This window comes from Arthrobacter sp. Leaf141 (genome assembly GCF_001424565.1).
GTDB lineage: Bacteria > Actinomycetota > Actinomycetes > Actinomycetales > Micrococcaceae > Arthrobacter.
In genome coordinates, this window is record NZ_LMOL01000013.1 from 91510 (window position 1) to 112468 (window position 20959).

General features: G+C 67.1%; 16 protein-coding genes. 5 read left to right on the plus strand and 11 right to left on the minus strand.

What is annotated here, in order from left to right:
* Nucleotides 1–93: 93 nt before the first annotated feature.
* Nucleotides 94–1518: a type I glutamate--ammonia ligase gene (glnA, locus tag ASF72_RS10890; RefSeq protein WP_050684173.1), complete on the minus strand. Its 1425-nt coding sequence runs from the start codon at nt 1516–1518 to the stop codon at nt 94–96.
* 290 nt (nt 1519–1808) lie between these two features.
* Here glnA and ASF72_RS10895 point away from each other — a divergent pair, with 290 nt between their 5' ends.
* On the plus strand, nt 1809–2246 hold the full coding sequence (locus tag ASF72_RS10895) for an RDD family protein (protein ID WP_050684178.1): 438 nt from the start codon (nt 1809–1811) through the stop codon (nt 2244–2246).
* Nucleotides 2247–2256: 10 nt separating this feature from the next.
* Here the strand turns inward: ASF72_RS10895 and ASF72_RS10900 are convergent, their stop codons facing one another.
* The 4 genes from ASF72_RS10900 to lipB all read right to left on the minus strand — a co-directional run bounded on the left by ASF72_RS10900 (nt 2257) and on the right by lipB (nt 5201).
* The gene (locus tag ASF72_RS10900) at nt 2257–2610 is read right to left on the minus strand and encodes a DUF3817 domain-containing protein (protein WP_050684174.1); all 354 of its coding nucleotides are present in this window, start codon (nt 2608–2610) and stop codon (nt 2257–2259) included.
* Nucleotides 2611–2694: 84 nt separating this feature from the next.
* Nucleotides 2695–3441 (minus strand): DUF4191 domain-containing protein, encoded by a 747-nt coding sequence (locus ASF72_RS10905; protein ID WP_050684175.1) that lies wholly within the window; start codon nt 3439–3441, stop codon nt 2695–2697.
* Nucleotides 3442–3528: 87 nt separating this feature from the next.
* Nucleotides 3529–4536 carry a lipoyl synthase gene (lipA, locus tag ASF72_RS10910; RefSeq protein ID WP_056598808.1) on the minus strand — a complete coding sequence of 336 codons (1008 nt, stop codon included), beginning with the start codon at nt 4534–4536 and terminating at the stop codon, nt 3529–3531.
* Nucleotides 4533–5201: a lipoyl(octanoyl) transferase LipB gene (lipB, locus tag ASF72_RS10915; RefSeq protein WP_056598811.1), complete on the minus strand. Its 669-nt coding sequence runs from the start codon at nt 5199–5201 to the stop codon at nt 4533–4535. Before lipB ends, lipA begins: the two co-directional genes overlap by 4 nt.
* Nucleotides 5202–5334: 133 nt before the next feature.
* On the opposite strand from lipB, the gene ASF72_RS10920 reads away from it, so the two are divergent.
* Complete coding sequence (locus tag ASF72_RS10920) at nt 5335–7326, plus strand: serine/threonine-protein kinase (protein ID WP_056598815.1); 1992 nt, start codon at nt 5335–5337, stop codon at nt 7324–7326.
* Nucleotides 7327–7417: 91 nt separating this feature from the next.
* Here the strand turns inward: ASF72_RS10920 and ASF72_RS10925 are convergent, their stop codons facing one another.
* Nucleotides 7418–8311, minus strand: coding sequence for a TIGR01777 family oxidoreductase (locus ASF72_RS10925; RefSeq protein WP_056598818.1), 894 nt, complete (start codon nt 8309–8311; stop codon nt 7418–7420).
* A 74-nt stretch (nt 8312–8385) separates the two neighbouring features.
* Between ASF72_RS10925 and ASF72_RS10930 the strand changes: the two genes are divergently transcribed.
* Entirely contained in the window at nt 8386–11892 is a 3507-nt protein-coding gene (locus tag ASF72_RS10930; RefSeq protein ID WP_056598821.1) for a S41 family peptidase, read from the plus strand.
* Nucleotides 11893–12172: 280 nt separating this feature from the next.
* Here ASF72_RS10930 and ASF72_RS10935 read toward each other — a convergent pair whose 3' ends face one another.
* The 5 genes from ASF72_RS10935 to ASF72_RS10955 form a co-directional block, all read right to left on the minus strand.
* Nucleotides 12173–12601, minus strand: a complete 429-nt coding sequence (locus tag ASF72_RS10935) for an OsmC family protein (protein WP_050685718.1) — start codon at nt 12599–12601, stop codon at nt 12173–12175.
* Nucleotides 12602–12748: 147 nt separating this feature from the next.
* Entirely contained in the window at nt 12749–13102 is a 354-nt protein-coding gene (locus ASF72_RS10940) for a hypothetical protein (RefSeq protein ID WP_050685719.1), read from the minus strand.
* Between the two features lie 126 nt (nt 13103–13228).
* Entirely contained in the window at nt 13229–14959 is a 1731-nt protein-coding gene (gene sucB, locus ASF72_RS10945; RefSeq protein ID WP_056598824.1) for a 2-oxoglutarate dehydrogenase, E2 component, dihydrolipoamide succinyltransferase, read from the minus strand.
* 115 nt (nt 14960–15074) lie between these two features.
* Complete coding sequence (gene lpdA, locus ASF72_RS10950; RefSeq protein WP_050685721.1) at nt 15075–16457, minus strand: dihydrolipoyl dehydrogenase; 1383 nt, start codon at nt 16455–16457, stop codon at nt 15075–15077.
* A 245-nt stretch (nt 16458–16702) separates the two neighbouring features.
* The gene (locus tag ASF72_RS10955) at nt 16703–18229 is read right to left on the minus strand and encodes a leucyl aminopeptidase (RefSeq protein ID WP_050685722.1); all 1527 of its coding nucleotides are present in this window, start codon (nt 18227–18229) and stop codon (nt 16703–16705) included.
* A gap of 259 nt (nt 18230–18488) precedes the next feature.
* Between ASF72_RS10955 and ASF72_RS10960 the strand changes: the two genes are divergently transcribed.
* Both ASF72_RS10960 and ASF72_RS10965 read left to right on the plus strand, forming a co-directional pair.
* Nucleotides 18489–19427, plus strand: a complete 939-nt coding sequence (locus ASF72_RS10960) for a proteasome assembly chaperone family protein (RefSeq protein WP_050685723.1) — start codon at nt 18489–18491, stop codon at nt 19425–19427.
* A 51-nt stretch (nt 19428–19478) separates the two neighbouring features.
* On the plus strand, nt 19479–20840 hold the full coding sequence (locus tag ASF72_RS10965; RefSeq protein ID WP_050685724.1) for an MFS transporter: 1362 nt from the start codon (nt 19479–19481) through the stop codon (nt 20838–20840).
* Nucleotides 20841–20959 lie beyond the last annotated feature (119 nt).

A 20959-nucleotide genomic window follows, 5' to 3' on the forward strand; every position in this document is an offset into this window, starting at 1 on the left:
CCCACCCTCCGCTTGGCCCAGCGCTCACGCGGATAGCCGCGGGCACAAAAAAGCGGCCACCGGTTTTCCGGTGGCCGCTTTGGTGTTGACGGACTAGACGCCGTAGTACAGCTCGAACTCGTACGGGTTCGGGCGCAGTGAGAGCGGCTTGATTTCGTTCTCGTACTTGTAGTCGATCCAGGTGTCGATCAGGTCCTGGGTGAAGACACCACCGGCCTGCAGGAACTCGTTGTCCTCGCGCAGGGCCTCCAGGGCTTCCTCGAGCGTGCCCGGAGCCTTGGGGATGTCCTTGGCTTCCTCGGCGGGGAGCTCGTAGAGGTCCTTGTCGATCGGAGCCGGGGGTTCGATGCGGTTGCGGATGCCGTCGATGCCGGCCATCAGCTGGGCTGCGAACGCCAGGTACGGGTTGGAGGAGGGGTCCGGAGCGCGGAACTCGATGCGCTTGGCCTTCGGGTTCGAACCCGTGATCGGGATGCGGATACCGGCGGAGCGGTTGCCCTGCGAGTAAACCATGTTGACCGGGGCTTCGAAGCCCTTGACCAGGCGGCGGTAGGAGTTAACCGTCGGGTTGGTGAAGGCCAGGACAGCCGAGGAGTGCTTCAACAGGCCGCCGATGTACCAGCGGGCGGTGTCGGACAGGCCGGCGTAGCCCTTCTCGTCGTAGAACAGCGGCTCGCCGCCGGTCCACAGCGACTGGTGGCAGTGCATGCCCGAGCCGTTGTCACCGAAGACGGGCTTCGGCATAAAGGTCACGGACTTGCCCCAGGCATCTGCCGTGTTCTTGATGACGTACTTGAACTTCTGCAGGTCATCGGCAGCGTGGGTCAGCGTGGTGAACTTGTAGTTGATCTCAGCCTGGCCGGCGGAGCCGACTTCGTGGTGGCTGCGCTCGACCTCAAGGCCGGCCTCGTCCAGGGCAACACACATGGCGTCGCGAAGGTCGGCCTGCTTGTCGGTGGGGGAGACCGGGAAGTAACCGCCCTTGATGGGGGTCTTGTAGCCGAGGTTTCCGCCTTCTTCCTTGCGGCCGGTGTTCCAGTGTGCTTCTTCAGAGTCGATCTTGTAGAAGCTGCCCTGCGGTGAGGACTCGTACTGGACGTTGTCGAAGACGAAGAACTCGGCTTCCGGAGCGAAGAACGCGGTGTCGGCGATGCCGGTGGAAGCCAAGTAGGCCTCGGCCTTCTCGGCCACGCCGCGGGGATCGCGGTGGTACGGGTCACCCGTGCGGGGGTTCACGATCGAGAAGTTCAGCGCCAGGGTCTTCTCCATGCGGAAGGTGTCCAGGAACGCGGTGGTCACGTCCGGGATCAGCTGCATGTCCGACTCGGCGATGCCCTGGAAGCCACGGATGGAGGAGCCGTCGAAGAGCTGCCCGTTGATGAAGAAGTCCGCGTCAACACTCTTCGCGGGGACGTTGAAGTGCTGCTGGACGCCCGGGAGATCGGTGAAGCGGATATCGACGAACTTAATATCTTCGTCCTTGATGAACTTGAGGACTTCGTCCGCAGTCTTGAACATCTATGCTCCTAACGCATATGTGAATATCTGGCTGAAAGCCAGCTGATCCAGCGCAATCCGAAGGCGGGGCGACCGCAATGATCGTCCCTGCCGGAAGGAATTGCTTGAAACTGCCACCAGCCTATGGACGCGGCATTTCCCGTCCGTGTCCGCATTGTTTCGGGCAGGTTACAGAATGCCCTTATAGGGACAACGCTATCCCGTGTCCACACTGTGGTCTAACCCCATCCACACTGTGGGCGGGTGAATGTCGGGAAAATTGCCGGCGGCACCGCCGGTAAACTGGGGTGGTGGTAGATCGCAAAGACATTGGTTCCTGGCTCAGCGGACCTGACACGTCTGGAATTTCCCGGTACCCCGGCGCCCGCCTTGGCCTTCCAGAAAGCGGACCGGGCTCCATCGCCAGGGCGGGGCGCAGGTTCGCCGCGATTATCGTAGACTGGGGCCTCGCGCTGCTCATCAGCAACTACGCCTTCGGTGGCGACGCATGGGCAACCCTGGCGATCTTCGCCGTCGAGCAGACCCTCCTGGTGGGCACGCTCGGCTACAGCATCGGACACCGACTCCTGGGCATCTCGGTCATCCGGCCCGGCGGTGGCACCCCCGGGCCGCTGGCCGCCCTGGTGCGCGCGCTGCTGCTGTGCCTGGTGATTCCCGCCGTGATCTTCGATCCGGACCAGCGCGGCCTGCACGACCGCGCCATGAACACCTTGCTGATCCGGCGCTGACCGGGTCCTGTCAGGCGCGGCTGGATTCCCTGGCCGGCTTTTCCTGCTGCGCCGGTGCAGCGGTCAGGTAGCCGCGGTTGCCGGCCCAGCGTTCAAAAGCCAGGGTGGCGAAGGGGAACACCGCGGACAGCCCGGCGAACAGCGCCACCACAAAAGGCCAGCGCTGCAGCCGCCACAGGGCCAGCGCCGCGATGCCGTAACCCACAAACAACGCACCATGGATGGGCCCGGCAACCTGCACGCCGATTTCCGTGGTCCCGGCGATCCACTTGAAGTACATCCCGATCAGGAGCGCAGCCCAGCTGCAGGCCTCGGCGATGGCGAGGATCTTGAAGATACGGATCACGATGGTCTTGGCGGGCATGTCGGGGTCCTGTCGTGGGAGCTGCGGCGGTAAAAAAGAACGCCCCGGCAGCCGGCAGGAGCCGGGACCGGGGCGGTCTGGGGTCTAGCGTCCGCGGTTGGGACGCGCTTTGTAGGGGTCGATGCCCTTGGGGATGGGGAGCCGGGTGCCCATCGAGGCGATCCGCTTGGAGACGGTGTTGACTTCGAGCTTGGTGAGCTCCTTCTTCATCTTGCCCATCTTCTTGGCCACCTGGCTGATGGGTACCTGGCCTTCGCCGCGGCCGCTTTCGATCACGTGCACGGGAACGTTGGGCAGGATCCGGGACAGCCGTTTGCGTTCCGCGTCCACCAGCGGCTTCACCCGTTGGGTGGGGCCTTCACTGATCAGCACAACGCCGGGCCGGCCGACGGCCCGGAACACGGCATCCTGGGTGCGGGGGTTAACCGCCACCGGCTGCTCTTCGGTGATCCAGCCGCGGCGGAGGGTGCCGAGGGCTGCGCCGGACGCGCCGGGCTGGTTCTCGATCTGCGCAAACGCGGCCCGCTCAGCGCGCCGGGACAAAATCAGGGTGGCGCCGAGCAGGCCCAGCATGATGCCGATGATCAGGCCGGTAACCCAGTTTTCCAGCCAGTAACCCACCAGGAAGCCGACTGCCGTCACGCCCAGGAAGACCAGCAACATCAGCCACGGGACCATGGGGTCGTGCCGGCGGGTCATGTTGAAGACTTCGCGGATCTGCTTTAGCCGGCTGGGCTTTTTGGCCTTCGCTTCTTTCGGCTTTCGCGAAAAGAGGCCGCGTTTTGGTGCGTCCGCCGGGTTGGGGGTGCTGGATTCAGTGGATTTCGCCATAGTGCCTTAATTCTACGTGACCGGACGCCAAAGGCAGGACGCCGGAGTGATCCGGGGCCCTGCCTTTGGGGACGTCAGTCGAAGTGGTCAGGAACGCGCCGCCAACAGCGAGCTGGCTTCCTGCCGGGTGCTGCCGGAACTCTCGATGTGCGCCAGTTCGGCGGGGATCTCCCAGCCCTTCTTGCGCATGGCGGTGGCCCACAGGCGCCCCGCACGGTAGGAAGACCGGACCAGGGGACCGGACATCACGCCCAGGAAGCCGATCTCGTCAGCTTCCTCCTGCAGGTCAACGAATTCCTGCGGCTTGACCCAGCGGTCCACCGGAAGGTGCCGTTCCGACGGGCGCAGGTACTGGGTGATGGTGATCAGGTCGCAGCCAGCCGCATGCAGGTCGCGCAGGGCCTCCGAGATTTCCTCGCGGGTCTCGCCCATGCCCAGGATCAGGTTGGACTTGGTGACCATTCCCAGGTCGCGGCCCTGGGTAATGACATCCAGCGAACGCTCATAGCGGAACGCGGGGCGGATGCGCTTGAAGATCCGGGGAACCGTCTCAACGTTGTGGGCAAAAACCTCGGGCTTGGAGTCGCAGATGGCCGCGATGTGCTCGGGCCGGCCGGAGAAGTCGGGAATCAGAAGTTCGACGCCGGTACCCGGGTTAAGTTCGTGGATCTTGCGGACCGTCTCGGCATAGAGCCAGACGCCCTCGTCCGCGAGGTCATCGCGGGCCACGCCCGTCACCGTGGCGTACCGCAGCTGCATGGCCTGGACGGAGCGCGCCACCTTGGTGGGCTCAAACATGTCCACAGGGGACGGCTTGCCCGTGTCGATCTGGCAGAAGTCGCAGCGGCGGGTGCATTCGGAACCGCCAATGAGGAAGGTGGCTTCCTTGTCTTCCCAGCACTCGAAGATGTTGGGGCAGCCGGCCTCCTCGCACACAGTGTGCAGGCCTTCCTTCTTGACCAGGTTCTTGAGCTGGACGAACTCCGGGCCCATCTGGACCTTGGCCTTGATCCAGTCCGGTTTGCGCTCCACCGGCACCGCCGCGTTGCGCTGTTCGATCCGGAGCATCTTCCGGCCTTCGGGTGCCAGTGTCAAAGTAATGCTCCTTCTGGGGTGGCGACTAGGGCGTCTTCATTCTTGCGCAGTTCCTCGGTAATCCGGGAAACCAGGTCTGCGGGGGCAATATTACTGCCCGTTTCCGCGGCGATGGTGGTTACGCCTGCATCGGTGATGCCGCAGGCGATGATCTGTGCGTACGGTGCAAGATCGTTGTTGCAGTTGATGGCGAAGCCGTGCATAGTGACGCCTTCGTGCACCCGGATGCCGATGGCCGCGATCTTCCGGTCCGGTCCCTTGGCGTCCGCTTCGATCCAGACGCCGGCGCGACCGCGGATCCGGACTGCTGTGATGCCGTAGTCGGCAAGGACAGCGATGATGACTGCTTCGAGGCGTTCCACGTAGTCGCGGATCCCAGCGCGGTTCTTCAGCCGGATGACCGGGTAGCCCACCAGCTGGCCTGGGCCGTGCCAGGTCAGCTTGCCGCCGCGGTCCACCGGAATCACCGGCGTTCCATCAAACGGCCGTTCATGGTCCTCGGTGCGCTTGCCCGCCGTGTAGACGGGGGAGTGCTCGAGGAACAGGACGGTACTCGGCGCCGTTCCGCCGACAACACTGTCATGGAGTTCAGTCTGGACTTCCCAACCACGGTTGTAGTCGATGAAATCCGGAGCCAGACCCAGTTGGGAAAACTCAAGAGTCATGGCATCCAGCTTAGACCCCGCCGCCGGCGCTGCCCGGTTTAGTGTCCAAGCTCACCGCGGCCAGAATCCGGGCGTTCAGGCGTGCCTGTGGATAACTTCTGCAGCGACGGCCGGATTCCGCTACACCTGAGGGATGGATGATCTGCAGGAGCCGATGGTGGCCGGTTACTCCACGGGGCGGCTGCTGGGCAGCGGCGGGAGTGCGTCAGTGTGGCTTGCCACGGAACAGCGCACGGGCCGCGAGGTGGCCTTGAAATGCTTCCGGGAGCCGGGTGGCACGGCTTCCGGCCGCGCCATGAACGCTGATGCCATCCGGCGGGAAATCCGTATCCTGTCCGTCCTTGACCATCAGCACCTGGTGCGGGCCCACAGCGCTGTTATCCCGTCGGCCGGAGCAGGCGCCGGAACGGCTGCGCTGATCATGGACTACGCACCGGGAGGCTCGCTGGCCGGGCTTGTGGCGGCACGCGGCCGGATCGGCGTGGGGGAAACGGTTACGGTCCTGACGCCTATCGCCCAGGCGCTGGCCTACCTGCACGGAAAGGGGTTCACCCACTCGGACGTGTCGCCCGGCAATGTCCTGTTCACTGTGCACGGCAAGCCGCTCCTTTCCGATGTTGGCCTGGCCCGGATGCTGGGTGACCCTGCCGCTGCGGGTCCGGCCGGCACGCCGGGCTTCCAGGACCCGGCCCCGGTGGACGCCGTCAGGGCGGGCCTCCAGCCGGAGCGTGACGTCTACTCGGTGGCTGCCTTGGGCTGGTTCTGCCTGACGGGCCGCGCCCCGGCGCGCACCCTCGACCGCATGCCGCTCTCCCTGCTGGTGCCGGAGGTTCCGGCGGACCTCGCCGCCATCCTGGAAGCCGGCCTCAGTGAGGACCGCCGGCTCCGGCCCACAGCTGCTGCCCTGGCAACGGCCGTCTACCGCAGCGCGGCGGCGGCGCCGCTCGACCTGTCTTCGTCCGTCCACCCCTCGGTGATTCCGCACCTGCTGACGCGACGGCCGGCCCCGGAACCATCCCGGAAGGCCGCCGCCGCTGCCAGGCTGGGGAACGTCCGACGGCGGCTGGCTACCTTGGGGCGGGACGGAACCGGCGCCCGGATCCCGTTCCCCGCCGTCACCCGACAGCCAGGGGACGGGCAACCGGTTCGGGATTTCCCCGCGCCCGTGGCGCCTGACCTCCCCGCGGTGCCAAAGCACCCAGCTGTCCGCGGCAGGCACACCGACAGGGCCAGGGGCGGGCGGCGGCTGGTCATGGCGGGGCAGCGTCAGGGCCGGGGTCCACGGCTGTGGCACCAACCCCGGGCAGCAACAGGGACAGGGACTCGGCGCCGAGCTGGGGCAACCCTCCGCACCGCCGTCATTGCAGCCGCAACCTGCGCCGCGGTCGTAGCAGGGCTGGGGCTGGCAGCGCTGGGGCTGGGAGCGACGGGACCGCTGGGGATCGCCGGAGCGCGGTGGCCAGGCAGCACCGGACCGGCGTGGATCCTTGCGCCAACCGCTTCGCCCGGAGGGGCGGCCAGTCCCGCGGATCAGGGTTCCGGCGCCGCAGCGGATTCCAGCGCCGCACCCGAGCCCAACGCCGCAGCGGATTCCAACGCCTCCAACGCGGCAGCCGGCCCACCGGGCGCCTCAGACGGCCCTAACCCGGCAGCGAACGACGAGGCTTTCGGAGCTGCCAGGGGCCTGGCAACGGAAGCCGACCCTGCCCGGGCAATCATGGGCCTGGCTGCGCTCCGGGACCAGGCCTTCAGGACGCAACAACCAGAGTTGTTGGCGGGCGTGAATGCACCCGGCTCAGCGGCTGCGGCGACGGACACTCTCATCATGGACGGCCTGCTGGCGGCCGGCCGGCGGTTGTCAGGGTTCACCAGCACCCTGACAAACGTGGCGGCCGAACCCGGTCCGGCCGCACCGGCAGCCCCGGAGGGACCGGCCGGCGCGCCCCCGCCGCCAGGCGGCCGGGCCGTCGTGGGCGCCACGGTGGCTACGTCGGCCTACAGCGAAGTGGACGCACAGGGTTCCGTGCTGGCCGCAGTTCCTGCCGGGGAAGAGCAGCGGCTCCGCGTGGTCCTGGTGGAGTTCGCTGGCTCGTGGCGTGTCAGCGAGATCCTGGCCGGCGGGTGACCGGCAGTAGCGGCCGGCTTAGAAGCACCCGGGCCCGGATCCAGCACCCGGCCCGGATCCAGCTGCCGTTCCGGATTCAGCTGCGGCCGGATCAGTCTTTGCCGGCCACCCACCCGGCAGCCGCCGCCAAGGTGGGGTGCTGCCAGTGGAAACCGGCGGCGGAAAGCACTCCCGGCTCCATCCGCACGCTGGAGAGCAGGAGCTCCTCCGCGAGGTCCCGCATGAGCAGCCTCAGGACCGGCGCCGGGACGCGGAACACGGCCGGCCGGTGCAGTGCACGGGCCAGGGCCGCCACGATGGTGTCAACGTCTGCCTGCTCCGGCGCGCACAGGTTGACCGGCCCGGAGATTTCCGACTCCAAGAGGAAGAGGAAAGCTGCCGACACATCCGGCAGGGTGACCCAGGGCCAGTACTGCCTGCCGTCGCCCAACGGCCCGCCTACCCCGAGCCGCATCAGCGGCAACAGCTTTCCCAGCGCCCCACCGGACCGGCTGAAGACCACTCCGGTGCGGGGGTTTACCACCCGGACCCCGTGCGGGGCCCTGGCCGCAGCTTCCTCCCATTCAAGGCACAGCCGCGAAAGGATCGCCGATCCTGCCGGCGAGTTCTCGCGCAGCACCGTGTTCCCGGTGTCGCCGTAATAGTTCGAACCGGACTGGCTGAGGAACGTGGCCGGTGGGACGTCCAGCTTGTGCATGGCCTTGGCCAAGGTCCTGGTGGAGTCCACCCGGGAACTGTATAGCTCCGCCACCCGGGTCCGGGTCCAGGGCCGGTCACCGATTCCGGCGCCGGAAAGGTTAACGACGGCGTCCGCGCCGGCCAGGACGCCGGGGTCCAGCTCACCGCGGGCGGGGTCCCACCGGGCTTCCGTGGCGGCTGAAGGCTCCCGCCGCACCAGGGAGATCACCTCGTGCCCGGCAGTGCGGAAAGTGGCGGACATGTGGGTGCCGATCAGTCCCGAAGCTCCGGCGATGACGATGCGCATGCTCCATCTCACCATGGCCGCGGTTCTCCCGGCACGTGCCACGGTGGCGTGGATGGTTTGACTATGATCGAACGATGACCTCTTCGAGCTACCTCCGATTCCCGCACCTGCACGGCGATCTGGTCACCTTTGTGGCTGAGGACGACGTATGGATTGCACCGCTGGGAGGCGGCCGGGCCTGGCGTGTTTCCGCGTTGCAGCTGCCCGCCCGCAACCCCCGCTTTACGCCGGACGGCAAGCGGCTGGTCTGGTCGGTGGTGCAGGGAACGGCGCCGGAGGTGGTCACAGCGGAAGTTGATGGCGGCGGGTACCGGCAGCTCACCTACTTCGGCCACGCCACCACCCGGGTCAAGGGTTTCACTGCCGGCGGCTCCGTGGTGGTCACCAGCGCCTTCCGGCAGGCCGAAAGCCGCCACACTTACGCTTACAGCGTTCCGTTGGAAGGCGGCGCGGCCGAAGAGCTCCCGTTCGGGCCTGTGGAGTCAGTGGCTTTCGGTCCGGAGCTGGGCGATGAGCGGCCCGTTGTTGTGGCCTCCGTATTGTCCCGTGAACCGGCCTGGTGGAAGCGCTACCGGGGCGGTACCGCCGGCAAGCTGTGGATCGACTCGGACGGCAACGGCGAGTTCGACCGGCTGCTCCCCGACCTGGACGGCAACATCGCCGACCCCATGTGGGTGGATGGCCGGATCGCGTTCCTGTCGGACCACGAAGGCTACGGCAACCTCTACTCGGTGCTCCCCGGCGGCAAGGACCTGCGCCGGCACACGGACCACGAGGACTTTTACGTCCGCCATGCGGCTTCGGACGGTACCCGGGTCATTTTCGAGTCTGCCGGCGAACTGTGGGTACTGCATGACCTGCAGTCCGACGCCGTCCGGCTGGACATCAGCCTCGGCTCTGCTTCCCAGTCACGCCGGCCGGCGCTCCTGAAGACCACCAGGCACCTGGGCGCCGTGATCCCCGACGAAGCCGGCAACGCCAGCGCCATCGAGGCGCACGGCACCATCCACTGGCTCCGGCACAAGGACGGCCCCTCGCGCATCATCGAGGCCACGCCCGGGGTCCGGGCACGCCTTCCCCGGCCTGTGGCCGGCGGCCGGATCGCCTACGTCGCGGACCACGACGGCGTCGAGGCGCTTTACATTAAGGACATCGCCGCTCCGGTCCAGCACAGCGGCGTGGTGACCACACCTGCTGTGCCGGCGAAATCCGTGCCCGCCACGGCAGCGGCACCCGCCGTCGCAGCAGCCCCGGCGTTGCCGCAACCCGTCCCCGCCACCGGCTCCGCCGTGTTGGCCCGGGACAACGCCACCGCTCCGGCCGGCGACGACCAGCAGGCTGACGTCGCCCCCGAAACCGGCGCTGCCGAAGCGGCCGCGGACGCCGCCGCGGCCCGGCCGGCTGACGCCGACGGAAACGCCGTGCGCATCAACCTTCCGTCGCCGTCGCGCACCAGTTCCCTGGAAGCGAGCCCGGACGGCCGCTGGCTTGCGGTGGGCACATCCTTCGGCGACCTGCACCTCGCGGACACCGCCACCGGTGCCCTGACCCTGGTGGCCAGCATCGGTGAGGGTTCCATCTACGACCTGGCCTGGTCCGCGGACTCGCAGTGGCTGGCGTGGGCTGAGCCCGTCACGTCGTTTGGCACCCGGACCAAGCTGCGCCTGGCCAACGTGACGGAGCCCAGGACCGGGCCCGTGGAGGTGACGGACGGGCGTTTCTGCGACCGGTCGCCGGCCTTCACCCCGGACGGCAAGTTCCTGGCCTTCCTGTCCAACCGCAGCTTCGACCCTGTCTACGACGGGCATTCCTTCGACCTTTCCTTCCCCAGCCCCATCAAGCCGTACCTGGTGGCACTGGGTGCCCGGACGCCGTCGCCGTTTGGTCCCGCCGTTGATAACGACGCCGGGACGGCAGCCGGGGAAACCGCCGGCACTGACGGGACGGAACAGTCCGCCGTGGTGGTGGATGCGGAAGGCTTGTCCCACCGCGTCATCGGCGTCCCCGTCCCGCAGGGCAACTACACCGCCCTGAAAGCCACGGACGGGGCCCTGCTGTGGCTCGACTGGGCCCTTGCCGGGGTTACGGGTGACGGCAAGGCCAACAAGGACGACAAGGATGCCCGCCCCAGCCTGGTCCGGTTCGACCTGGAACGCCGCAAGCAGACCACACTGGTGGATGCGGTGGACAGTTACCGGCTTTCCGGTGACCGCGCCAAGGTGGTGCTGATCGCCGACAAGCAGGTGAGCGAGGTCCCGGCCGATGCGAAGGCGGATGAGGAGTCCGGCAAGCTGGTCAAGGTGGACCTGGGCCGGATCCGCGTGATGATGGACCCGCTGAGCGTCTGGGGCCAGGCCTTTGATGAAGCCTGGCGCCTGCAGCGCGATTTCTTCTGGACCGAGGACATGGCCGGCCAGGACTGGGAATCCATCCACAAGCGCTACCGTCCCCTGGTGGACCGCCTGGGCTCGCACGATGACCTGGTGGACCTGCTCTGGGAGCTGCACGGCGAACTCGGAACCTCGCACGCCTACGTCAAGCCCGCCGCGGTGACCGAACCCGGCAGCCACGGCCAGGGCAGGCTCGGCGCCGACCTCAGCCACACCCCGGCGGGGTGGGAAATCACCCGCATCCTGGCAGGCGAATCATCTGATCCGCTGGCCACCTCGCCCCTCACCAGGCCCGGGGTCGGCGCCAAGGCAGGGGACATCCTCCTCGCCGTGGACGGCGTCCCGCTCTCCGACGTCGTCACCCCCGCCATGCAACTGGTGGGAGCTGCAGGCCGGGCCGTCGAGTTGACCCTCCTGAACGGTGCCGCCCATGGCGAAGCCGCAGGATCCCAGCGCCGTGTCGCTGTGGTCCCCGTCAAGGACGAGGAACGGCTGCGCTACCAGGAATGGGTGGCTGCGAACCGGCGCACCGTCCGGGAGGCATCCGGCGGCACGTTCGGCTACCTGCATATCCCGGACATGATGGCCAATGGCTGGGCGCAGCTGCACCGGGACATGGACACCGAGACGGCGCTCGATGGCCTGATCGTGGATGTCCGCCGCAACCGCGGCGGGCACACCTCGCAGCTGGTGGCAGAGCTGATTGGCCGAAAGGTCACCGGCTGGAGCATGCCACGCGGCGAAAAGCCCAGGACCTATCCGGACCACGCGCCGCGCGGCCCGGTCATCCTCCTGGCGGACGAGTTCGCCGGCTCCGACGGCGACATCATCACCCAGGTCTCCAAGCTGCGGGGGATCGGACCCGTCATCGGCACCCGCACCTGGGGTGGCGTGGTGGGCATCGACAACCGCTTCAGCCTGGCCGACGGCACCGGGGTCACCCAGCCGCGCTACGCCAACTGGTTCGGCGGCGGTGTTGGCTGGGGCGTGGAAAACTATGGTGTTGATCCGGACATCGAGGTGGCCTTCCCGCCCCACGCCTACGCCGCCGGCCGTGATCCCCAGCTTGAATACGGCATTGGTGCGCTCAAGGAAATGGTCCAGGAACTGCCCACCGACCGGCCCCCGGCCCGCGAGGGATACCGCCGGTTGCGCCCGGCCCCGTTGCCGGCCCGCCGGCAGGGAAAGTAGGCGCAGCAGCGCGGACAGGCGCTGCCTGACCGGGCACCAGGCTCCCCGGGGGCCGGACCGGCAATGCCAGCTCCGGCGCCCGGGGAGCTTTTTTGTGCCGGGCATGTTCCGGATCCGCCCGGCAGCAAAGCCAATCTCCAACCCCGGCGCAAGTCCGGTCCGTCCGGGTCCGGCCGGATATGGCACAGGAATGGCCCCGTCCCAGCTGGGACGGGGCCACTCCTGCGGGCCGGTCACCGGCCCTGTTCAAACCATCCGGCGCATCTGCGCCGCTGTCGGCTCAGGCGTCGAGCGTGGCGTCCAGGGTGATGTCGATGCTGGCGAGGGCGCCGGAAACGGGGCAGCCCACCTTCGCAGCAGCGGCGATCTTCTGGAACTCCTCCTCGGAGATGCCGGGAACCTTGGCTGACATGGTCAGGTGGCTACCGGTGATGCCGGTGCCGGGGACAAAGGTGACGTCAGCCTTGGTGCGGACTTCCTCCGGGTTGTGGCCGGCGGTGGCCAGTTCGTTGCTGAATGCCATGGAGAAGCAGGCTGCGTGGGCCGCGGCGATGAGCTCTTCCGGGCTGGTCTTGCCGTTGGCCGCTTCGGTGCGGGCCTTCCAGGTGACATCAAACGTGCCCAGGCCGGAGGTAGCCAGGCTGGTGGTTCCGGAACCCTCCGTCAGGTTCCCGTTCCATACGGCGTTTGCTGAACGCGTTGCTGCCATGTTCACTCCTCAGGTTGATTGTTACCGGGGCAGGCTACTGCCTGGGCCCCGCCTTGTTCCATCCTAGGGACTTCGCTTACGGCGCGCGACGGATGTCCGCTGTCAGTGGATTGTGACTTTGACGGAGCTGCCCGGCAGCGCAGCGGGTCAGTTCCAGATGGTGGCGATCGCGATATTGATCAGCGCAAGGCCGCCCACGCCGTGCGCCAGGCCGGTGGAGACGGGCTGGCCGCTCCTGGCCTTGCGGACGCCAACGATGGCGAGGACTGCAACCACAACGGCGATGACCAGCTTGATCCCGAGCTTCGCGTAATTGGGGTCGGCGTCCGGCATAAAAGGCAGCAGGCCCATCATGGCGATGCCGGTCAGGAGCTGCAGGAAAGCGCCGTCGCGCTGGCGGGGGTGGACCGTGGGTTCCTTGATCGTGGCAATCCAGTAGCCCACGATCATGGCCGCCCCGACGATGTGCAGGAACACCAGGATGCTGAAGAGAATAGTCATAATCCCAGCTTAGCCAGTTTGTTCTACGCCCTGTAGCAGAAGGCGGTTAAAGCACGACGGCGGCGCAGGGCTTCCGGAGGTTTCCCTCCCTGGCCTTGCACCGCCGTCGTCAAGCGGTTGAGCGGGTTAGAGCCCGAGGTCCGCTTCGAAGGCGCCTTCTTCGAGGCGTGCCTTCAGGGTCTGCAGGAAGCGGCCGGCGTCCGCGCCGTCCACCAGGCGGTGGTCGTACGTGAGCGACAGGTACATCATGGACCGGATGGCGATCGAGTCGTCGCCGTTTTCGTCAGCAACCACCACGGCGCGCTTGACGATCGCACCGGTGCCCAGGATGCCCACCTGGGGCTGGTTGATGATCGGTGTGTCGAACAGGGCACCCACGGAACCGATGTTCGTGATCGAGAACGTACCGCCGGACAGTTCGTCCGGGCCGATCTTGCCACCGCGGGTGCGGCCTGCAACGTCGGCGATCTTGGCGGCCAGCCCGGCGAGGTTCAGGTTGCCGGCGTCGGAGATGACCGGGACCAGCAGGCCCTTGTCGGTGTCGACGGCGATCGCCAGGTGCTCGGCGTTGTGGTACGTGATTTCCTGCTTGTCCTCGTCGTACGCAGCGTTGAGCTTGGGGTGCTGCTTGAGGGCTTCAGCCACTGCCTTGGCGATGAACGGCAGGAAGGTCAGCTTGACGCCGTTCTGGGCCTGGAAGGAGTTCTTGGCCTTGGTGCGGAGCTTGGCCACCTTGGTCATATCAACTTCGTGGACCTGCGTCAGCTGGGTGGAGATCTCCAGGGATTCGCGCATCCGGCGGGCGATGACCTGGCGGATGCGGGGAGCCTTCTGGCTGGTCCCGCGCAGGGACGATTCCGCGACCGGCGCCGGTGCGGATGCTGCCGGTGCTGCGGCCGGAGCGGCAGGGGCTGCCTTGGCTTCGGCGGCGGCGATGACGTCCTGCTTGCGGATGCGGCCACCCACGCCGGTTCCGGCGAGCGAGGTGATATCCACGCCGTGCTGGTTGGCCAGCTTGCGGACCAGGGGAGTGACGTAGCCCGACTCGGAGGCTGCTGCTGCCGGGGCCTCAGCCTTGGGGGCTTCGGGTGCCGGAGCTGACTTGGGGGCCTGCTTGGGCGCTTCCGGTGCCGGGGCAGCCTTCAGTGCCTCTGCCTTCGGTGCCTCTGCCTTGGGGGCTTCAGCCTTCGGTGCCTCCGGTGCGGGAGCGGCCTTGGGTGCTTCAGCCGGTGCTGCTGCTGCGCCGGAGCCGATGACGGCCAGGACAGAGCCAACCTCTGCCGTTTCGTCCTCGTTGACGCGGATTTCCTGGAGGGTGCCGGCAACGGGGGACGGGATTTCCGTGTCCACCTTGTCGGTGGACACTTCGAGCAGCGGCTCGTCGACCTCGACGGAATCGCCCACGGCCTTGAGCCAGCGGGTGACGGTGCCTTCGGTGACGCTTTCGCCGAGCGCCGGGAGGGTAACCTCGTGGCCTTCGCCGCCGCCGGCTGCCGGAGCTTCCTGCGCCGGTGCCTCTTCGGCCGGGGCTGCCGCGGGGGCTTCCTCAGCTGCTGCGGGGGCCTCTTCGGCCGGTGCTTCTGCAGCGGGTGCTTCCTCTGCGGGCGCGCCGCCGCCGGAGCCGTCGCCGATCCGCACCAGCGGTGCGCCTACTTCGGCGGTCTCGTCTTCAGCGACCAGGATTTCTTCAATCACGCCAGCTACGGGAGAGGGGATTTCAGTGTCTACTTTGTCGGTGGAGACTTCGAGCAGCGGCTCGTCCACCTCTACCCGGTCACCTACCTGCTTAAGCCAGCGGGTGACGGTTCCTTCGGTGACGCTCTCACCGAGGGCGGGCAAGTTAACGGATTCAGACATGTCGTCCCCGTTCTCCTTATTGATCTTTGATGCGGATGAATGCTGCCTTGTTTGAAGCCTAGTGCACCCGGAAGTCGGGTCCAGGTGCACCAGGCCCCAGGAACTACGGGGAAAATTAGCCGTGCAGGGCCTTGCCGGCGAGGGCCAGGTGGGCTTCGCCGAGGGACTCGTTCTGGGTGGGGTGGGCGTGCAGCAGCTGGGCCACATCCTCCGGGTACGCTTCCCAGTTCACGATCAGCTGGGCCTCGCCCACCTGCTCGCCCATGCGGGCACCGATCATGTGGACACCCACCACGGGGCCGTCCTTCTGGCGGACCAGCTTGACCAGGCCGCTGGTGCCCAGAATCGAGCTCTTGCCGTTGCCGGCCAGGTTGTATTCCTGGGTCTGGACCTGGTCCTCGCCGAACTTCTCCTTGGCGGCCTTCTCGGTGTAGCCCACGGTGGCGATCTCGGGCTCGGAGTAGGTGACCTTGGGGATGTTGATGTCTTCGACCACTACGGGCTTCAGGCCGGCGATTTCCTCGGCCACGAAGATGCCCTGCTGGTAGCCGCGGTGGGCCAGCTGCACGCCGGGGACAATGTCGCCCACGGCGTAGATGTTGCCCACGCCGGTGTGCAGGCGCTCGTTGGTGATGACGAAGCCGCGGTCGATGGTGACGCCGGCTTCCTCGTAGCCAAGGTTGGCGGTGACGGGGCCACGGCCCACGGCCACGAGGAGCAGGTCGGCTTCAAATGTCTTGCCGTCCACCAGGGTGACCTTGACGCCGTCGTTGTTCTGCTCGACGCCCTGGAAAAACACGCCGGTGGAGAACTTGATGCCGCGCTTTTTGAAGGCACGCTCGAAGTTCTTGATGATCGTGGCGTCTTCGTTGGGGACCAGCGACGGCAGGCCTTCCACAATGGTGACGTCCACGCCGAAGGACTTCCAGACCGAGGCGAATTCGACGCCGATGACGCCACCGCCCAGGATAATGACGCTCTTGGGGATGGAATCCATCTTCAGGGCCTCATCGGAGGTGATGACCTTGCCGCCGATTTCCAGGCCCGGAAGGGTGCGGGAGTAGGAGCCGGTGGCCAGGATGATGTTTTTGCCCTTGTAGGCGGTGCCGTCCACAACAACGGTGTCGGTGCCCTGGAGCTTGCCTTCGCCTTCGATGACGGTGATGCCCTTGGACTTGATGAGTCCCTGCAGGCCCTTGTACTTGCCGGCGATGATGCCGTCCTTGTACGCATTGACGGCAGTGATGTCGATGCTGTCGAGGGTGACGTTCACGCCGTACTTGGCGGAGTCACGGGCGTGGTCGGCCAGTTCGGCGGAGTGGAGCAGGGCCTTGGTGGGGATACAGCCGTTGTGCAGGCAGGTACCACCCAGCTTTGCCTTCTCCACGAGGCCCACGGTGAGGCCAAGCTGTACGGCCCGGAGCGCTGCAGCGTATCCGCCGCTGCCGCCACCGAGTACCAGGATGTCGAATTCTTGCGCAGTTGCCTGATCGGCCACTTAAACGCTCCCTCGCGTGAACGATGACGCGATCCGCGCATCATCTGGTCTTGGAACTAGCACTGCCGTGATTATGCCAGCAGCGCCATTCCCTTGCATTTGTGACTACCGTGGTTCACCTTAGCGAACCACTTATCCATGCTCCACCTTGGCACAGTGTTTGTGGTGTGCTTGTGGCGAGTGTCACGCGGCCCTGTGGCGGACGGATCAGCCCGCCCGCCGCAGGGCCGTGCGACGGCTGGAACTCAGGCCGCTGCGGCCAGGATGTCCTCGACGTATGCCACCAGGGTCCGGACGGTGCAGCCGGTGCCCTGCTTGTGGGTGTAGCCGTATGGGCTGCCGTTGTTGAACGACGGGCCTGCGATGTCCACGTGGGCCCACGGGATCTGCTCGCCGTCCTTGCCCTCGCCCACAAACTCCTGCAGGAACACCGCAGCGGTCATCATGCCGCCGTGGCGTTCGCCGATGTTGGCCAGGTCGGCCACCTGCGAGTCCAGGCTGGGACGCAGTTCCTCCGGCAGCGGCATGGGCCAGACCAGCTCGCCGGCGCGGTCCGCTGCCGCTTTCAGGGCACCGGTGACGCTCTCGGAGCCCATGATGCCGGCTGTCCGGTTGCCCAGGGCGATCAGCTGCGCGCCGGTCAGGGTTGCCACGTCGATGATCGCGTCCGGGTATTCGCGGCTGGCGGCCACGATGCCGTCCGCCATGACCAGGCGGCCTTCGGCGTCCGTATTGAGGACCTCCACGGTCTTGCCGCCGAACATGGTCAGGACATCGGCCGGGCGGGATGCGGCGCCGGACGGCATGTTTTCGGCGATGCACAGCCAGGCGGTGGCCTTGACGGGCAGGCCCAGGCCCGCGAGGGCCAGGACGGTGTTAAGCACGACGGCGGCACCCGCCATGTCCGACTTCATGTCACCCATCCCGAGGGCCGGCTTGATGGAGATTCCACCGGTGTCAAAGGTGATGCCCTTGCCCACCAGTGCGATTTTCGAGGTCGCCTTGGCGGGGGAGTACTCCACCTTGACCAGCCGGGGCTGGCGGGCCGAGCCCTTGCCCACGCCCATGATGCCGCCGAAGCCTTCCTTCTCAAGCCGCTTCTCGTCCCAGACGGTCACCTTGACGGGCAGGCCCTTGGCCAGTTCCTTCGCGGACTCGGCGAATGATTCCGGGTAGAGGTGGCTGGGCGGCTGGTTGACCAGTGACCGGGTGGCGTTCACGGCCCGGCCCAGCAGGGTGGCGCGCTTGAGGGCGGCGGGAACGTCCTTGTCCCCGGCAAGGGCGGTGAGGATCACGGCGTTGCTGACAGGTGCCTTCAGGCCGTCCTGCGAGGACCGGAACTCCGTGAAGGAGTAGGCACCCAGCGCGGCACCTTCGGCGACGGCCGCGACGTCGGCCACGGATGCCGTCGGGAGGGCCAGGGTCACCGTGGTGAGACCGGCAAGCTGGCGGACGGCGGAACCGGCTGCCCGGCGGAGTGCCTCTTCGGTCAGCGGCCGGGTGGCGGATACCTTTCCGACGCCGGCCAGGACCAGCACGGGCGCGCCTGTTTCGGGAAGGCCCGGAAGCCGGACTGCCTGGTCGGCCGAGCCGGTGACGCCCAGGGCCTTCAGGGAATCGGTGAGGGTTTCGGCGGACTTGGCCGTCAGCGGGTTCGCCAGCAGGAACGGCCCGTCGGTGCCCTGCCCCACTCCTATGACCACTGCGTCACTGGGGCTCTTGACCAGGTCCCGGGAGAGGGTACTTAGGTTGATTTCAGCGTTCTTGACCACAGGGATCAGTCCTCAATTCTCGAAAGATGATTCGCAGCAGGATGCATGTTCGGCGTCCTGCCATGGTTGCCCGGATGCTGCCGTTCTGGACGCGGTCCGGGTGTCTGCGGGCCCGTCCGGCAGGCCAGTTCCGATCGTAGTCCTTCCTTTGCGCCGGGATGGAATCCATTGAGAGCTGCGCCACACCGGCAGCCGGAATGCACGGACCGCCCGCCGTGTTGTACTGGGAAACCAACCGTTCCCGTGAAAGGAACATGCCGTGCTTGAACGGATTTCCGGCTATCTGCTGGACCCAGATGCGCTCTATGCCAGCAACATCGAGCTGTTCCACAGCCCGGAGCTGCGTGGCTTGAACCTCGTGATGGGATTCACTGGCTTCGCTGACGCAGGCCATGTGGTTAAGCAGGTCAACACCGAGCTCCTGGACTCCCTGGACGTCAAGCCCGTTGCGGTCTTCGACGCCGACCAGCTGATCGACTACCGCTCCCGCAGGCCGCACCTGACCTTCGTTGAGGACCACCTGCAGGATTACCAGGAACCCAAGCTTGCCCTCTACCGGCTGGTGGACGGGCTGGGGAGCCCGTTCCTCCTGCTGGCAGGCTTCGAACCGGACCTGCAATGGGAGCGGTTTGCCCGCGCCGTGGTGGGCATCGTGGAGAAACTCGACGTCAACCTGGTCACCTGGCTGCACTCCATTCCCATGCCTGTGCCGCACACCCGGCCCGTGGGTGTGACGGTGCACGGCAACCGCCCCGACCTCATCGAGGGCATCTCGGTGTGGAAGCCCACGGTGGAGGTCCCGGCCGCCATCGGACACATCCTGGAACTGCGCCTCATGGAGGCCGGCCGGAACGTGGCGGGCTACGTCATCCACGTCCCGCACTACCTGGCCGACGCCGAATACCCGCCGGCCGCCGTCGCCGGTCTGGAATACCTTGGTGCCGCAACCTCGCTGATGATGCCTACGGACAGGCTCCGCGAATCCGGGCGGGACGTCAGCCGGCAGATCGCCGAGCAGATCGACGCGTCCGAGGATGTCCAGCAGGTGGTGGCGCGGCTGGAAAGCCGCTACGACGAGAAGGCCGAAGGGACCGTGCGCCGGTCCCTGCTGGCCAACGAAAATGACCAACTGCCCGACGGCGATGAGCTTGGCGCCGCCGTGGAGGCGTACCTGGCCAGGGAGAACCCCGGCCAGTAGGTGGTTCCCCGGCGGCACGGCTGCCGGCGGGGGTGTGGGCATAATGAGGGGGTGACTGCTCCCCGCGCCTGGCTTATCTGGACCATTGGAATTTTCGGGTACCTGGTGGCGGTGTCGCAGCGGACATCGTTCGGTGTGGTGGGGCTCGAAGCGACCGAGCGGTTCCACGCCAGCGCTTCAGCCATCTCCTTCTTCACCGTCCTGCAGCTCCTTGTTTACGCAGGGCTGCAGATCCCGGTGGGCCTCCTGGTGGACCGGTTCGGGTCCCGGGCCATGATTGTGGGCGGTGCCGTTCTGATGGGGCTGGGCCAGCTGCAGCTGGCTTTCGCCGACAGCATTCCCGCCGGGGTGGCCGGCCGGGTCCTCGTGGGCGCCGGCGACGCCATGACCTTCATCTCGGTGATCCGCCTGATCCCGCTGTGGTTTGCCCCGGCCAGGGTGCCCCTGGTGACCCAACTGACGGGCATGTCCGGGCAATTGGGCCAGCTTTTCAGTGTTCTCCCCTTTGCGTTTGTCCTGCACACGTCCGGCTGGACCCCGGCGTTCCTGATGCTGGCCGGGATGTCCGCCCTCGCCGTCCTCCTCGTGGCGCTGTTCCTGCAGGACGCCCCTCCCGGAACGGCCAGGCCCGCTCCCCAGCAGGGTTTCCGGGCCACCGGCGCCTCGCTGGCCCGCGCCTGGCGGCAGCCGGGGACGCGGCTGGGCATGTGGAGCCACTTCACCATCCAGTTCAGCGGCACGGTGTTCGCCATGACCTGGGGGTATCCGTTCCTGATCTCCGGCCAGGGCCTTGACGCCGGCACGGTGGCCGCGCTGATGGCACTCTATGTGGCCGCCGCAATGGCCGTGGGCCCGTTCATCGGCCGTTTTGTATCCCGGCATCCGCTCCGGCGTTCCACCATGGTGCTGCTCATCGCAGCTGCCACCGCCGCCGGCTGGGCTGCCGTCCTCTTCACCCCCGGCAGGGCGCCGCTGTGGCTGCTGGCAGGGCTGGTGGTGGTGCTGGCCATCGGCGGACCGGGTTCGATGATCGGTTTCGACTTCGCCAGGACCTTCAACCCGGCCCACCGGATCGGCACGGCCACCGGAATCGTCAACGTGGGCGGCTTCATCGCGGCGCTGGTGGCGATTTTCCTGATCGGGCTGGTCCTGGACCTCCTGTACGCGAGCGGTTTCTCCAACGGGGAACTGTATGGACTGGAGCCGTTCCGGCTTGCCTTGGGCGTCCAGTTCCTGTTGCTGGGGGTTGGTGTTGGTGCTGTGCTCGTGTCCCGGCGCAAGGTGCGGCGGCAGATGGCCGCGCAGGGGGTTGTGGTGCCGCCACTGCGCAGCGCCCTGGCCAGGCAGCGCCGGGAGGCGCTGGCCCGCCGCAGGGGTAACGCCGGGTCCGACGGCAACACGGACCAGGTGTAATTACCACTGACAACCGGGGCGCACACCGCCCGGGCCGCGGCCTGCGCGTCGGGCGCCGTCGCGTGACTTCTCCTCCACCGGCGCCTCCGCCGGCGGGGTTGTGCACATAGGGGACGGGT

Coding starts and splice junctions, on each gene's coding strand:
- glnA (WP_050684173.1), bottom strand. CDS start 1,518: ATGTTCAAGACTGCGGACGAAGTCCTCAAGTTCATCAAGGACGAAGAT.
- ASF72_RS10900 (WP_050684174.1), bottom strand. CDS start 2,610: ATGCCCGCCAAGACCATCGTGATCCGTATCTTCAAGATCCTCGCCATC.
- ASF72_RS10905 (WP_050684175.1), bottom strand. CDS start 3,441: ATGGCGAAATCCACTGAATCCAGCACCCCCAACCCGGCGGACGCACCA.
- lipB (WP_056598811.1), bottom strand. CDS start 5,201: ATGACTCTTGAGTTTTCCCAACTGGGTCTGGCTCCGGATTTCATCGAC.
- ASF72_RS10920 (WP_056598815.1), top strand. CDS start 5,335: ATGGATGATCTGCAGGAGCCGATGGTGGCCGGTTACTCCACGGGGCGG.
- ASF72_RS10925 (WP_056598818.1), bottom strand. CDS start 8,311: ATGCGCATCGTCATCGCCGGAGCTTCGGGACTGATCGGCACCCACATG.
- ASF72_RS10930 (WP_056598821.1), top strand. CDS start 8,386: ATGACCTCTTCGAGCTACCTCCGATTCCCGCACCTGCACGGCGATCTG.
- ASF72_RS10935 (WP_050685718.1), bottom strand. CDS start 12,601: ATGGCAGCAACGCGTTCAGCAAACGCCGTATGGAACGGGAACCTGACG.
- ASF72_RS10940 (WP_050685719.1), bottom strand. CDS start 13,102: ATGACTATTCTCTTCAGCATCCTGGTGTTCCTGCACATCGTCGGGGCG.
- sucB (WP_056598824.1), bottom strand. CDS start 14,959: ATGTCTGAATCCGTTAACTTGCCCGCCCTCGGTGAGAGCGTCACCGAA.